Here is a 12,495-nt window from a genome sequence, read left to right on the forward strand (position 1 = left end):
CCACCCGGGACGGCGGGCTCGTGATGCAGCCGCCGTCCGCTTCGTTTTCGTCATCTTGAAGATCCGGCTTGCCTGGCGCCTCGCGCGCGTCGTCGTCCACCTGTGCGAGGGGCTGGCGACCTGCGCGCTGGTGTTTCCCTTCGCTTCGTCCACCTTGCGCGCGCGCCTGACGCGCGGCTGGTCGCGCCGCCTGCTTCGCCTGTGCCGGGTGCAGGTGGAGCATGGCGGCGGCGTGCCCGCGCTCGAGCACGCGCTGGTCGTCGCCAACCACGTGTCCTGGCTCGATATCTTCGTCATCAACGCCCTCGATCCCTGCCGCTTCGTGGCCAAGGCCGAGATCCGCTCATGGCCGGTGATGGGCTGGCTGGCGGCCGGCGCCGGCACCGTGTTCATCGCGCGCGGCAACCGGCGCGAGCTGCGCCATGTGTTCAAGGGGCTGGTCGAGGTGCTGCAAAAAGGGGAAAGAGTCGCCTTGTTCCCGGAAGGGACGACCGGGCTGCAGGGGCAGGTGCTGCCGTTCCACGCCAACCTGTTCGAGGCCGCGATCGATGCCGGCGTCCTGGTGCAGCCGTATGCGCTGGCCTACCTGGACGCCGGCGGCGCGCTGCATCCGTCGATCGAGTACGTGGGCGACACCACCTTCGTCGACAGCCTGCTGCGCATCCTGCAGGGGCCGCCCGTGAAGGCGCGCCTGGCCTGCCTGGCGCCGCTGGAGAGCGTTGGCGCGCACCGGCGCGAGCTGGCGCTGGCGGCGCAGGAGGCGGTGGGGGCGGCAGTTGCGGTAGCGCGGTAACCACGCCCCGTGCCCCAAACACGTCGTTCCCGCGAAGGCGGGAACCCTAGTCCTTCGCATACCGCCCACGCGTGCGTTATTGGCTGCGCACGCAAACTTGGGTTCCCGCCTCCGCGGGAACGACGTGCTGGAGCTGCGTCTCAGCCCCCCTGGCGCTTCTTGCCGCCGTGTTCCCGATACTCGGGACAATCCACCTGCAGCAGCGAGCGGTCATCCAGGCATACCGCCGTCAGCTTGCCGCCCCACACGCAGCCGCTATCCAGGCCAATCAAATTCGGCCGCTGCACCAGCCCCAGCGCCGACCAGTGCCCGAACACCACCGTCACGTCCTGCGTCCTGCGCCCCGGCAGGTCGAACCAGGGCAGCAGGCCGCTGCCGGCCGGGCCGGCGTCGCTTTCCTTGTGCTTGAAATCCATCGTGCCGTCCGGCGCGCACAGGCGCATGCGGGTAAGGGCGTTGACGATGCAGCGCAGGCGGTCCATGCCCTGCAGGCCATCGTCCCAGCGGTCGGGCAGGTTGCCGTACATCGCGCCGAGGAAGTCGGTCCAGCCGTCGCCGCGCAGCGCGGACTCGACTTCGCCGGCCAGCGCCATGGTCTGGCGCGCATCCCACTGCGGCGCCACGCCGGCGTGCACCAGCAGGTGGGCGTCGACGAACATCGCCAGCGGGCGCCGGCGCAGCCAGGCGACCAGTTCGTCGCGGTCGGGCGCGGCCAGGATCTCGTCGAGGGTGTCGGAGCGGCCCAGGCGCTGGGCTCCGGCCGCCACCGCGATCAGGTGCAGATCGTGGTTGCCGAGCAGGGCTTCGATGCGCCCGCCGCTCGATTCGGACAGCGCCTTCATGCGCCGCAGCGCGGTGAGCGAATCGGGACCGCGATTAATCAGGTCGCCGACAAACAGGATGCGCGCATCACTGCCTGCCGCATCGAAGATGCGGTCCAATAACAGTTGCGCCTCGTGCGCGCAACCCTGCAAGTCGCCAATGGCGTAGGTTTTCATATTCTCGAGATTGGCTGGTGGAGCCGCGTGCTTTTGCGGATACCGATGATTTTACCCGGCGCCGCGCCGGCCGCCGCGATTTTGCGGATTTCGGCGCCGGTCTTGTGCTTGAAACGCATGCGACGTCGCCGTTGTTTGACTCAGTTCCAACACCCTGGACACGTTAAATACGTGCGCCCGGAAATGCCCATCCATTCCGGTACAATGAATCCGGCTTTACGGCACGCGTAGCGTCCCCGGGATCTCCACATACAGGCATCGAAAGAAAACAATAATGTTCTCGTTTTTCGTGAGCTTCCTTTCCTGCGCATTGCTGACGCTGCTGGTAATCAAGACCGCGCGAAAACATGGGCTGGGGCTCGATGGCGATTTCGGCGGCGTGCAGAAAGTGCACTCGCACATGGTCGCGCGTATCGGCGGCATTCCGATTTTCCTCGCGGTGGTGGTGGCGTCCGGGATATCGATCCTGCGCGAACCGCAAATGATGGCGTGGCTCGCCACCCTGATCGCCTGCGCTGCGGTCGCCATGTCGGGCGGGATCGCCGAGGATTACACGGGCCGCGTTTCTCCGCTGCGCCGCCTGTCGCTGACACTGGTCGCGGCCGCGCTCGGCTACTGGCTGCTCGATGCGCGCGTCGGCCGCCTCGACCTGCCGTGGGCCGTGGTGCCGATCGAGGCGCTGTGGATCGTGCTGCCGCTGACGATGCTGGCGGTAGCCGGCATCGCCAACGCCATCAACATCATCGACGGCTTCAACGGCCTCGCCGGCGTGATCAGCATCTTCATGCTGCTGTCGCTGTCCTACGTGGCGCTGCAGGTGGGCGATATGTTCGTGCTGGTGGCGGCGCTGATCGTCGCCGGCGCCACCGCCGGTTTCCTGATCTGGAACTATCCGGTGGGCCTGATCTTCCTGGGCGATGGCGGCGCGTATTTCCTCGGCTTCCTGCTCGGCGAGCTGGCGCTGCTGCTGGTGATGCGCAATCCCGGGGTCTCCACCTGGTATGCGGCGCTATTGCTGATTTATCCGGCTTTCGAAACGATATTCTCCGCTTATCGCCGCATGTTTGTGCGCGGTAAGTCGCCGGCGATGCCGGATGGTATTCACCTGCACAGTTTGATTTTTCGCCGTATCGTGCAATGGACAGTGGGCCCCCGTGAAGCACGCGCCTTGATGAAGCGCAATGCGCGAACCTCTCCTTATTTATGGCTCATTTCACTGCTGGCGGTGATACCGGCAACGGTGTTCTGGAAAAACACGACGGCCCTGATGTTCTTCTGCTTGTTGTTCATAATCAGTTACCTATGGTTGTATGGTCGTATCGTTAGATTCAAGTCCCCGCGCTGGCTATTCTTAAGTAAAAAGACTAGGCCGGATGATTGATGTATTATATTGCGACAATTAGTGAGAATTCACTAGAATCAGTAATTGCTGAATCTGCATTTAATTTCAACGAAGCGAGGAATAAGATGGATCTGTCGAATATGTCCGTAGGCGATTTGCGCAACCTGCAAGAGCAAATCAAGCAGGAGATGAAGAAGCGTGAAGGCCAGGAAATGCAGAAGGCGCGCGAGCAAATCCTCGCCATCGCCCAAAGCGTCGGCGTGCCGCTGAAAGACCTGATGGCCACCGCCGGCCGTGGTTCGAAAGGCGCCACCGTCGCCGTGCGCTATCGCAATCCAGACGATTCGAACCTGCAATGGACCGGCCGCGGCCGCCAGCCAAAGTGGGTCAAGGAATGGATCGAAGGCGGCAAGTCGATCGACGACCTGCGCGTCTAAGTACTCCCCGCGCCTGGCCTCGGCCAGCGCGTAGCGCCCGGGCGCCCGCGGAACCTCACTTCCGCGACGCCGGCGCAGGCCGCGTGCGGCCTCTTCCTACCGCTCCATTCCCACGGAGCCACCGCTTGCCGGTACAATAGCAGGCAAATTTTTATCATTCCTCCAACATCCGGCGATGACCACGGTCGTTCAGCGATCGGCGCATTCCCTCTCAAGAATTCCAAGGAAGAACATGGTTGCTCTCTCGAAAACGATCTTCAAGGCCTATGACATTCGCGGCATCATCGGCAAGACCCTGGATGCGGGCATCGCGCGCGATATCGGCCGTGCCTTCGGCGCCGCCGCGCTGGCCAAGGGAGAGCGCAAGGTCGTGATCGGCCGCGACGGCCGCCTGTCGGGCCCGGAACTGGCGGCCGCCCTGAGCGACGGCCTGCGCGATGCCGGCGTCGACGTGATCGACCTGGGCATGGTCGCCACGCCGATGGTGTATTTCGGCACCAACATCCTTGAAACCCGTTCGGGCATCATGGTCACCGGCAGCCACAATCCGCCCGACTACAACGGCTTCAAGATGGTGATGGCGGGCGAAGCCATCTATGGCGACGCCATCCTCGGCCTGCACGACAGCATCGCCGCCTACGACGGCAAGATCGCCGAGCAGCGCGGCGAATATGGCACCCATGACATCCGCGCCCAGTACATCGAGCGCATCGTGGGCGACGTCAAGCTGGCGCGCCCGATGAAGATCGTGGTCGACTGCGGCAACGGCGTCGCCGGCGCCTTCGCGCCCGAGCTGTTCACCCGCATGGGCGCCGACGTCGTCGAGCTGTTCTGCGAGGTCGACGGCACCTTCCCGAACCACCACCCGGACCCGGCGCATCCCGAAAACCTGCAGGACGTGATCAAGGCGCTGCAGGAGACCGACGCCGAGATCGGCCTGGCCTTCGACGGCGACGGCGACCGCCTCGGCCTCGTCACCAAGGATGGCCAGATCATCTTCCCGGACCGCCAGATGATGCTGTTCGCGGCCGACGTCCTGTCGCGCAACCCGGGCGCCGAGATCCTGTACGACGTCAAGTGCACGCGCCACCTGGCGCCCTACATCGAAAAGAACGGCGGCCGTCCGCTGATGTGGAAGACCGGCCACTCGCTGGTCAAGGCCAAGCTGAAGGAAACCGGTTCGCCGCTGGGCGGCGAGATGAGCGGCCATATCTTCTTCAAGGACCGCTGGTACGGTTTCGACGACGGCCTGTACGCCGGCGCGCGCATGCTCGAGATCCTCACCAAGGGCCAGGATCCATCGGGCCTGCTGAACGGCCTGCCGATCGCCAGCAGCACCCCGGAGCTGCACCTGCACCTGCAGGAAGGCGAGAACTTCGCCCTGATCGACAAGCTGCGCGTCGATGCGACCTTCCCGACCTCGGAAAAAATCAACGGCATCGACGGCCTGCGCGTCGAGTACGCGGACGGCTTCGGCCTGGCGCGCGCGTCGAACACGACCCCGGTCGTGGTGCTGCGCTTCGAAGGCGAGAACCCGGAAGCGCTGGCGCGCATCCAGGGCGAATTCAAGAGCGTGATCCTGGCAGCCAAGCCGGACGCAGACCTGCCGTTCTGAGGTAGTTGCTTGAAGATCCTGCTGGTGCGTGTGTCGTCCCTGGGCGACGTCCTGCACAACCTGCCGATGGTGGCCGACCTGCTGCGCCGCCATCCGGGCGCCACCATCGACTGGGTGGTCGAGGAAGGCTATGTCAGCCTGGTGCGCCTGAACCCGCAGGTGCGCAAGATCATCCCCTGGGCCCTGCGCCGCTGGCGCAAGAGCCTGGGCAAGGCCGGGACGCGGGCCGAGATCAAGGCCTTCTTCCGCAACCTGCGCGAAGAAGAATACGACTACGTATTCGACACCCAGGGCCTGCTCAAGACCGGCATCGTCATGGGCGCCGCGCGGGTACGCCGGGGTGGGAAAAAAATCGGCCTGGCCAACGGCAGCGAAGGCTCGGGCTACGAAGGCATCTCGCGCATCTTCCACACCGACAGCATTCCCCTGAGCCCGCGCACCCACGCGGTGGCGCGCGGACGGCTGGTGGCGGGCGCCGCGCTCGATTATCCGGTCGATACGCCGCCCGATTTCGGCCTGCCGGCGCCGGATGCGGCGTCGCGCCCGGCCTTTTTGCCGCAGGAAGACTACGCGGTATTCTTCCACGGGACGGCGCGCGCCGCCAAGAAGTGGGCGGACGCCAACTGGATCGCGCTCGGCAATGCGCTGGCGCCGCTGCCGGTGCTGCTGCCCTGGGGTTCGGAGGCCGAACGCATCGACGCCGAGACGCTGGCCGCCGGCATCCCGAATGCGCGCGTGCTGCCGAAACTGTCGATGATGGATGCGGTCGCGCTGGCCCGGCATGCGCGGCTCGCGGTCGGCGTCGATACCGGCCTGACCCACATCGCTGCCGCCTTCGTGCGGCCGACGATCGAGATCTATTGCGATTCGCCGAAGTGGAAGACCGAGGGCAACTGGTCCGAGCGCATCGTCAACCTGGGCGACCTGGGCGCGCCGCCTTCGGTCGACGACGTGGTGGCCGCCGCGCGCCGCCTGCTGGCCTAGGACCGGCATGAATCGCACGCTGTATTCCGGCCTGTGGTGGCTGGCGCTGCCGGCGGTGCTGGGCCGCCTGTGGTGGCGCGGGCGCAAGGAGCCGGGCTATCGCGAACATTGGGGCGAGCGGCTGGCGCTGGACGGCCCGGCGCCCACCGAGCGCGCGACCATCCTGGTGCACGCTGTCTCGGTCGGCGAGACGCGCGCCGCCGAGCCGCTGGTCGACGCGGTGCTGGCGGCCTATCCCGACTGCCGCATCCTGCTCACCCATATGACGCCGACCGGACGCGCCACCGGCAAGGCGCTGTTCGCCCGCCACGGCGAGCGCGTGGTCCAGGCTTACCTGCCGTACGACACGCCGTCGATGACGCGGCGCTTCCTGCGCCGCCACCGCCCGCGCGCCTGCATCCTGATGGAGACCGAGGTATGGCCCAACCTGATCCACGCCTGCGCGCGCCTGGATGTGCCGGTGGTGCTGGCCAATGCGCGGTTGTCCGAGAAGTCGCTCAAGCGCGGCCGCAAGGCCGGCGCCGTGATGCTGGAGGCGGCGCGCGGCTTTGCGCTGGTCGCGGCCCAGACCGAGGCGGATGCCGAACGTATCCGCTCGCTGGGCGCGCCGAACGTGGCGGTCACCGGCAGCGTCAAGTTCGACGTGACGCCGCCGCCGGCGGCGCTGGAACAGGGCGACTGGCTGCGCGCGCGCATTCGCTCCGGCGGCGCCGAGCGGCCGGTATTCCTGTGCGCCAGCACGCGCGAGGGCGAGGAAGTGCTGATCCTCGACGCCTGGCAGCGCCTGGCGGACAAGCCGGCCGGCGCGCTATTGGCGATCGTGCCGCGCCATCCGCAGCGCTTCGACGAAGTCGCGGCGCTGGCCTCGGCGCGTGGCTTCAAGCTCGCGCGCCGCTCGTTGCTCGACCTGGACCACGGCATCGATGGCGCCGACGTGCTGCTGGGCGACTCGATGGGCGAGATGTTCGCCTACTACGCCGCCTGCGACTGCGCCTATATCGGCGGCAGCCTGCTGCCGCTGGGCGGCCAGAACCTGATCGAAGCCTGCGCGCTGGGTAAGCCGGTGCTGGTGGGCGAGCATACCTTCAACTTCCTCGACGCCACCAACGAGGCGGTGCTTGACGGCGCAGCAAGGCGGGTGGCCGATGCCGACGCCCTGGTCGCGACGGCGGCCGGCCTGTTGCGCGACGGCGCGGCGCGGGTCGGGATGGGAGAAAAGGCGCTGGCTTTCGCCAATCGCCATCGCGGGGCGACCCTGCGCACTGTTGAACTCGTGCAACGGCTTATTCGCTAGGTTTTGTTACCATTCCAGTCTGTACGGTACAAAACAAAAGGGGATGCGCCATGTTGTCGTTCAATCACCCGAGGCAGGCGGCACCGGCGCTGGAGGCGATCATGACCGCTGGACCGACGAACGAAGTTCCGGCGCCGCCACGGGCCGGCGCCATGCCGCTCGAAGCGCTGCACTTCTTCGTGCGCTATTCGCTGCGCGAGTACACCAGTTTCATGTGGCAGCACGGCGGCTTTTTGATCCGCCGCCGGCGCGTGCGCTGGCCGGCAAGCCTGTTGCTGCGCCTGAAAAGCACGTTCAGTGCGGCCCTCAATTTCATCCTGCTCGGTCGCGGGCGGCGCACCTATGAATTCACCATCGACGAACACGGCATCGTGCGCACCAGCGGCGGCGTGACCCTGATCGACTGGGAAGACGTGGCCGCCGTGCGCACCTACTCGCGCGGCTTCATGATGGTGCTCAAGCGCGGCACGCTGCCTATTCCATTCCGCTGCCTGTCCGAGCGCCAGGTGGATGTGATGCGCGAGCTGGCGGCGGCGCGGCATGCACTGAGCCTTCGCTGATCATTCCTCGAACAGCGCCGGCATCTCGTGCGAGCGGCGGCGCAATGCCAGGCGCGCGCCGTCGTAATCCGGATATACCTCTCCCACCGTGGCCCAGAACGCCGGGCTGTGGTTCATCTCGCGCAGGTGGGCCAGTTCGTGCGCCACCACGTAGTCGACCAGCGCCAGCGGATAATGGATCAGTTTCCAGTTGAGGCGAATGCTGCCGCCCACCGTGCACGAGCCCCAGCGCGAGCCGGCCGACGACAGCGTGAAGCTGCTGTAATTCACGCCCAGCCGCGGCGCATACAGGTCCAGGCGCTCGACGAACAGGCGCTTGGCCTCGGCCTGGAACCAGATCTTCACGCGCTCCTTGAGCTGCCATTCCGACAGCCCCGGCACCACGCCGATCCATAGCTCGTTACTGGCCGCATCGAACTGGCAATGACTGCGCGCCGCTTCCTCCAGTCGCAGCACGATATCAAAGCCGAGATAGGGCAGGCGCGCGCCATCCTTCCATTCGATCGGCGCCCGCTGCTGGCGCTGGTCGCGCCGTTCGCCCCGTTCGAGCAGTTTGCTGACGATCCAGCGCTGCTTGGCGCGCAGTGCATTGTCGATTTCTTCCAGCGTGACGCGGCGCGGCGCCGTCACGCGCAGGCCGTCGTCGTCGATCGTGAAGCCGATCGAGCGGCGCGACGAGCGGCGCAGCGCGTACTCGATGGTGTGGTGGCCGAGGATGATGCGTTTCAGGGGAGGGTCTTGCGGGCCGACGGGCGGCGAGGGAAGCTTGATGCGGGGCGGCGCCGGCGGCGCCTTGAACAGCGGCTGCGCGGGCGGCGCCGGCCGGTCGGAAGGCCTCAGCGCCGCGAAGAATTCTTGCGCGAACAATTCCAGCTGCTGCCCGTCGACCTTGGCCGAGGCCACGGTCTGTGGTCTCGACTCACGGATCTGGGCGCTGACGTCGCTCAGCCACCGTTGTAGGCGTGGGGCGAAATGACGCGCATTTCGGATTCTATCCAATTTTCTACCTCTTGCATCAGGCTGTCGGGAGTATGGCCGTTGGGCGCGATCGGCTTGCCGATCGAGACCGTGATCAATCCGGGCCGTTTGATGAACGAATTCTTGGGCCAGCACTCGCCCGAATTATGCGCGATCGGCACCACCACCGCCTGGGTTTCCACAGCCAGGCGCGTGCCGCCGCTCTTGTACTTTCCCTTCTGGCCGACCGGGATGCGTGTGCCTTCAGGGAACATGATGATCCACTGGCCGTCGGCCAGGCGCCGCTTGCCGTGGCGGACCACGGAACTGAAGGCATTCTTGCCCTGCTTGCGGTCGATCGGGATCATGCGCAGCAGGCCCATGGCCCAGCCGAAGAAGGGAATGTACAGGATTTCCTTCTTGAAGACGTAGACCAGCGGCCGCGTGAGATTGGGCAGCAAAAAGATGGTTTCCCACGCCGACTGGTGTTTGGAGAGCACGATGGCCGGCGCGTCCGGCAGGTTCTCGTAGCCCTTGAATTCGTAGCGGATGCCGCAGATGACGCGCGCGCACCAGATGATGAAAACGTTCCAGCGCGAGGTGAACCAGAAGCGCTTGTTGTACGATAGCGGCGCGGCCAGGAAGCAGAGGCAAGCCCAGATGACGGTAGCGACGACCATGACGATCGTGAACAGCAGGGAACGCAGGAACAAACTGAAGTTATGCAAAGGGGCTCCGGACAAATCGATCTGTTGCTGGACAGTTTTTTGACTGCTCTTGTAATGATTATGCAGCTTGCGCGCCGCTTGCACCAGAGGCAGGGCTGGATGGCGGGGAACTCGCGGGCTTGAGGAAGGCGTTCACCATCGCCGCCAGGTCCGGGAACACCTGGGTGCCGGGCGGCAGGCCGCCGACGGCCTGCGTCTTCTCGCCTTTCCCGGTCAGCACCAGGTAGGGCGCGCAGCCGCGGTTGAAGCCCGCCTGCAGGTCGCGCAGTGAGTCGCCCACGGTGGGCACGCACTTCAGGTTGACCTTGAAGCGGCGAGCGATCTCTTCGAACATGCCCGATTTGGGCTTGCGGCAGTCGCAGCCATCGATCGCCGCATGCGGGCAAAAGAAGATGGCGTCGATGTCGGCGCCGACCAGGTGGGCCGACGCGTGCAGCTTGGCGTGGATGGCGTTCAGGGTCGTGATGTCGAACAGGCCGCGCGCGATGCCCGACTGGTTGGTCGCGACCACGACCCGGTAGCCCGCCTGGTTCAGGCGGGCGATCGCCTCGAGCGAGCCAGGGATCGGGATCCACTCGGCCGGCGACTTGATGAAGTCCGGCGAATCGTGGTTGATCACGCCGTCCCGGTCGAGGATGATCAGCTTCATCGCCCGCTCTTCCTTGTCGCGGTCCTTGCCCATTTATGCTGCCAGCTTCGAGATGTCGGCCACGCGGTTCATCATGCCGTGCAGCGAGGCCAGCAGGGCCAGGCGGTTGTTGCGCAGCGCGACGTCGTCGGCCATCACCATCACGTCGTTGAAGAAGGCGTCGACCTGGTCGCGCAGCTGGGCCAGGATCTTGAGCGTGCCGCTGAAGTCGCCCGCGGCGAAGGCGGCGTCGACGTCCGGCTGCACGCGGGCGACGGCGGCCGCCAGGTCTTTCTCGGCCTGGTCCTGCAGCAGGCCTGGCTCGACCCTGGCGTCCTTCGGCATCGCTTCCTCGTTCTTCTTGAGGATGTTGGTGATGCGCTTGTTGGCGGCGGCCAGCGAGGCGGCTTCCGGCAGGGCGGCGAAGGCCTGCACCGCTTCCAGGCGCTGCACCACGTCGTCGACGCGGTCCGGGTTCTGGGCCAGCACGGCTTCGACCTCGTTCGGCGAGAAGCCGCGCTCGCGCAGCATGCCGCGCAGGCGGTCCAGCATGAAGGCGGTGACGTCAAGCCGTGGATCCTTGAACGCGGCCTGGCCGGCGAAGGTCGTCACGGCATCGGCCAGCAGGTCGGCGATCGACAGCGGCAGGCGCTTCTCGACCAGCATGCGCACGATGCCCAGCGCGTGGCGGCGCAGCGCGAACGGATCCTTCTCGCCGGTCGGCTGCAGGCCGATGGCCCAGATGCCGACCAGGGTTTCCAGCTTGTCGGCCAGCGCTACCGCGAGACCGGTGTTGGTGGCCGGCAGGGCGTCGCCGGCGAAGCGCGGCTGGTAGTGTTCCGAGGCTGCGTGCGCGACTTCGTCGTGCTCGCCGTCATGGCGCGCGTAGTACGTGCCCATGATGCCTTGCAGCTCGGGGAACTCGCCGACCATGTCGGTCAGCAGGTCGGCCTTGGACAGGCGCGCGCCGCGCTCGGCCAGCGCCGCGTCGAAGCCCAGGCGGGTGGCGATATAGGTCGCCAGCCTGGTCACGCGTTCGCTGCGCTCGGCCTGCGAACCCAGCTTGTTGTGGTAGACCACGCTCGCCAGTTGCGGCAGGCGCGACTCGAGCGTTTTCTTCTTGTCCTGCTCGAAGAAGAACTTGGCGTCCGACAGGCGCGGACGCACCACGCGCTCGTTGCCGCCGACGATGGCCGACGGGTCGTCGGTCGCGATATTCGACACGATCAGGAAGCGCGAGCGCAGCTTGCCTTCGCTGTCGGTCAGCGCGAAGTATTTCTGGTTCGTCTGCATGGTGAGGATCAGGCATTCCTGTGGCACGGCCAGGAATTCTTCCTCGAAGCGGCATTCATAGACCACCGGCCATTCGACCAGGGCCGCCACTTCGTCCAGCAGCGATTCCGGCATCAGGACCTGGTCGGCGCCGGCTTTTTCCAGCAGCTGGGTGCGGATGCTTTCCTTGCGTGCTTCGGCGGACGACAAGACCTTGCCTTCGGCTTCCAGCACTTGCGCATAGTTGTCGGCATGGTCGACCGTGATCGGGCCGCCATGCGACAGGAAGCGGTGGCCCATCGTGGTGCGGCCGGCGTCGAGGCCCAGCAGGGAGACCGGCAGCACCTGGTCGCCGTGCAGGGCGGCCAGCAGGTGCACCGGGCGCACGAACTGCACAGTGTCGCCGTTGGGGCGCTGGTAGCTCATGACCTTCGGGATCGGCAGCTTCGCCACCGTCTCGCCCAGCACGTCCTGCACGGCGCCTGCCAGCGCGCTGCCGGCGGCGGTATAGGTGTAGAAGAAGCTTTCGGCCTTGCCGTCCTGGGCGCGTTCGAGCTGGTCGACCGTCAGGTCGGGAAAGCCCAGCGCGGCCAGCTTCTTGGCCAGCGGTGCGCTCGGATTGCCTTCCTTGTCCAGGGCTACCGACACCGGCAGCACCTTCTCGCGGATCGACTTGTCGGGCGACGTATCGCGGACGTTGGTGATGGTGACGGCCAGGCGGCGCGGGGTGGCGTGGGTGGTGACGCTGCTATCGGCTTCCAGGAAATCGCGGGCCTTCAGGCCATTCGCAATGCCGGCGGCGAATGCCGCACCCAGCTTGACGAGCGCCTTCGGCGGCAGTTCTTCGGTCTGCAGTTCGACGAGGAGTGTTTGGTTCATGGTCTGTT

General features: G+C 66.1%; 13 protein-coding genes. 7 read left to right on the forward strand and 6 right to left on the reverse strand.

All coding sequences use genetic code 11. From position 1 onward, the window contains the following. Positions 1–55 precede the first annotated feature (55 nt). Entirely contained in the window at positions 56–793 is a 738-nt protein-coding gene (locus Q9246_RS01995; protein ID WP_306395044.1) for a lysophospholipid acyltransferase family protein, read from the forward strand. Positions 794–933: 140 nt separating this feature from the next. Here Q9246_RS01995 and Q9246_RS02000 read toward each other — a convergent pair whose 3' ends face one another. Next, positions 934–1,791 (reverse strand): symmetrical bis(5'-nucleosyl)-tetraphosphatase, encoded by an 858-nt coding sequence (locus Q9246_RS02000; RefSeq protein ID WP_306395045.1) that lies wholly within the window; start codon positions 1,789–1,791, stop codon positions 934–936. After that, positions 1,788–1,910 carry a hypothetical protein gene (locus Q9246_RS02005; protein WP_306395046.1) on the reverse strand — a complete coding sequence of 41 codons (123 nt, stop codon included), beginning with the start codon at positions 1,908–1,910 and terminating at the stop codon, positions 1,788–1,790. Before Q9246_RS02005 ends, Q9246_RS02000 begins: the two co-directional genes overlap by 4 nt. Positions 1,911–2,065: 155 nt before the next feature. Between Q9246_RS02005 and Q9246_RS02010 the strand changes: the two genes are divergently transcribed. From Q9246_RS02010 to Q9246_RS02035, 6 genes are all read left to right on the forward strand, one after another. After that, on the forward strand, positions 2,066–3,172 hold the full coding sequence (locus Q9246_RS02010; protein WP_306395047.1) for an MraY family glycosyltransferase: 1,107 nt from the start codon (positions 2,066–2,068) through the stop codon (positions 3,170–3,172). An 86-nt stretch (positions 3,173–3,258) separates the two neighbouring features. After that, a complete protein-coding gene (locus tag Q9246_RS02015; protein WP_306395049.1) occupies positions 3,259–3,570 on the forward strand; it encodes an H-NS histone family protein in 312 nt (103 codons plus the stop codon). 232 nt (positions 3,571–3,802) lie between these two features. After that, positions 3,803–5,185, forward strand: coding sequence for a phosphomannomutase/phosphoglucomutase (locus Q9246_RS02020; RefSeq protein WP_306395050.1), 1,383 nt, complete (start codon positions 3,803–3,805; stop codon positions 5,183–5,185). Between the two features lie 9 nt (positions 5,186–5,194). Then, a complete protein-coding gene (gene waaC / locus Q9246_RS02025; RefSeq protein WP_306395052.1) occupies positions 5,195–6,169 on the forward strand; it encodes a lipopolysaccharide heptosyltransferase I in 975 nt (324 codons plus the stop codon). Between the two features lie 7 nt (positions 6,170–6,176). Beyond that, complete coding sequence (gene waaA, locus Q9246_RS02030; RefSeq protein ID WP_306395054.1) at positions 6,177–7,463, forward strand: lipid IV(A) 3-deoxy-D-manno-octulosonic acid transferase; 1,287 nt, start codon at positions 6,177–6,179, stop codon at positions 7,461–7,463. Between the two features lie 101 nt (positions 7,464–7,564). Continuing rightward, complete coding sequence (locus Q9246_RS02035) at positions 7,565–8,023, forward strand: YcxB family protein (protein WP_306395056.1); 459 nt, start codon at positions 7,565–7,567, stop codon at positions 8,021–8,023. Here Q9246_RS02035 and Q9246_RS02040 read toward each other — a convergent pair whose 3' ends face one another. The 4 genes from Q9246_RS02040 to glyS are packed head-to-tail and all read right to left on the reverse strand — an operon-like array spanning position 8,024 to position 12,487. Further along, positions 8,024–8,926 carry a M48 family metallopeptidase gene (locus Q9246_RS02040; protein ID WP_306395058.1) on the reverse strand — a complete coding sequence of 301 codons (903 nt, stop codon included), beginning with the start codon at positions 8,924–8,926 and terminating at the stop codon, positions 8,024–8,026. A 41-nt stretch (positions 8,927–8,967) separates the two neighbouring features. Continuing rightward, a complete protein-coding gene (locus tag Q9246_RS02045) occupies positions 8,968–9,708 on the reverse strand; it encodes a lysophospholipid acyltransferase family protein (protein WP_306395059.1) in 741 nt (246 codons plus the stop codon). 58 nt (positions 9,709–9,766) lie between these two features. Continuing rightward, entirely contained in the window at positions 9,767–10,357 is a 591-nt protein-coding gene (gmhB, locus tag Q9246_RS02050) for a D-glycero-beta-D-manno-heptose 1,7-bisphosphate 7-phosphatase (RefSeq protein WP_306398056.1), read from the reverse strand. A gap of 33 nt (positions 10,358–10,390) precedes the next feature. Beyond that, positions 10,391–12,487 (reverse strand): glycine--tRNA ligase subunit beta, encoded by a 2,097-nt coding sequence (gene glyS / locus Q9246_RS02055; protein ID WP_306395061.1) that lies wholly within the window; start codon positions 12,485–12,487, stop codon positions 10,391–10,393. Between the last annotated feature and the right edge of the window lie 8 nt (positions 12,488–12,495).

The organism is Telluria beijingensis (assembly GCF_030770395.1).
Classification (GTDB): Bacteria; Pseudomonadota; Gammaproteobacteria; order Burkholderiales; family Burkholderiaceae_D; genus Telluria; species Telluria beijingensis.

Excerpts from the sequence above, each read along its gene's own strand:
- Q9246_RS02010 (WP_306395047.1), top strand. The coding sequence starts at position 2,066 with ATGTTCTCGTTTTTCGTGAGCTTCCTTTCCTGCGCATTGCTGACGCTG.
- Q9246_RS02035 (WP_306395056.1), top strand. The coding sequence starts at position 7,565 with ATGACCGCTGGACCGACGAACGAAGTTCCGGCGCCGCCACGGGCCGGC.
- Q9246_RS02020 (WP_306395050.1), top strand. The coding sequence starts at position 3,803 with ATGGTTGCTCTCTCGAAAACGATCTTCAAGGCCTATGACATTCGCGGC.
- Q9246_RS02000 (WP_306395045.1), bottom strand. The coding sequence starts at position 1,791 with ATGAAAACCTACGCCATTGGCGACTTGCAGGGTTGCGCGCACGAGGCG.
- Q9246_RS02005 (WP_306395046.1), bottom strand. The coding sequence starts at position 1,910 with ATGCGTTTCAAGCACAAGACCGGCGCCGAAATCCGCAAAATCGCGGCG.
- gmhB (WP_306398056.1), bottom strand. The coding sequence starts at position 10,357 with ATGAAGCTGATCATCCTCGACCGGGACGGCGTGATCAACCACGATTCG.
- waaA (WP_306395054.1), top strand. The coding sequence starts at position 6,177 with ATGAATCGCACGCTGTATTCCGGCCTGTGGTGGCTGGCGCTGCCGGCG.
- Q9246_RS02015 (WP_306395049.1), top strand. The coding sequence starts at position 3,259 with ATGGATCTGTCGAATATGTCCGTAGGCGATTTGCGCAACCTGCAAGAG.
- glyS (WP_306395061.1), bottom strand. The coding sequence starts at position 12,487 with ATGAACCAAACACTCCTCGTCGAACTGCAGACCGAAGAACTGCCGCCG.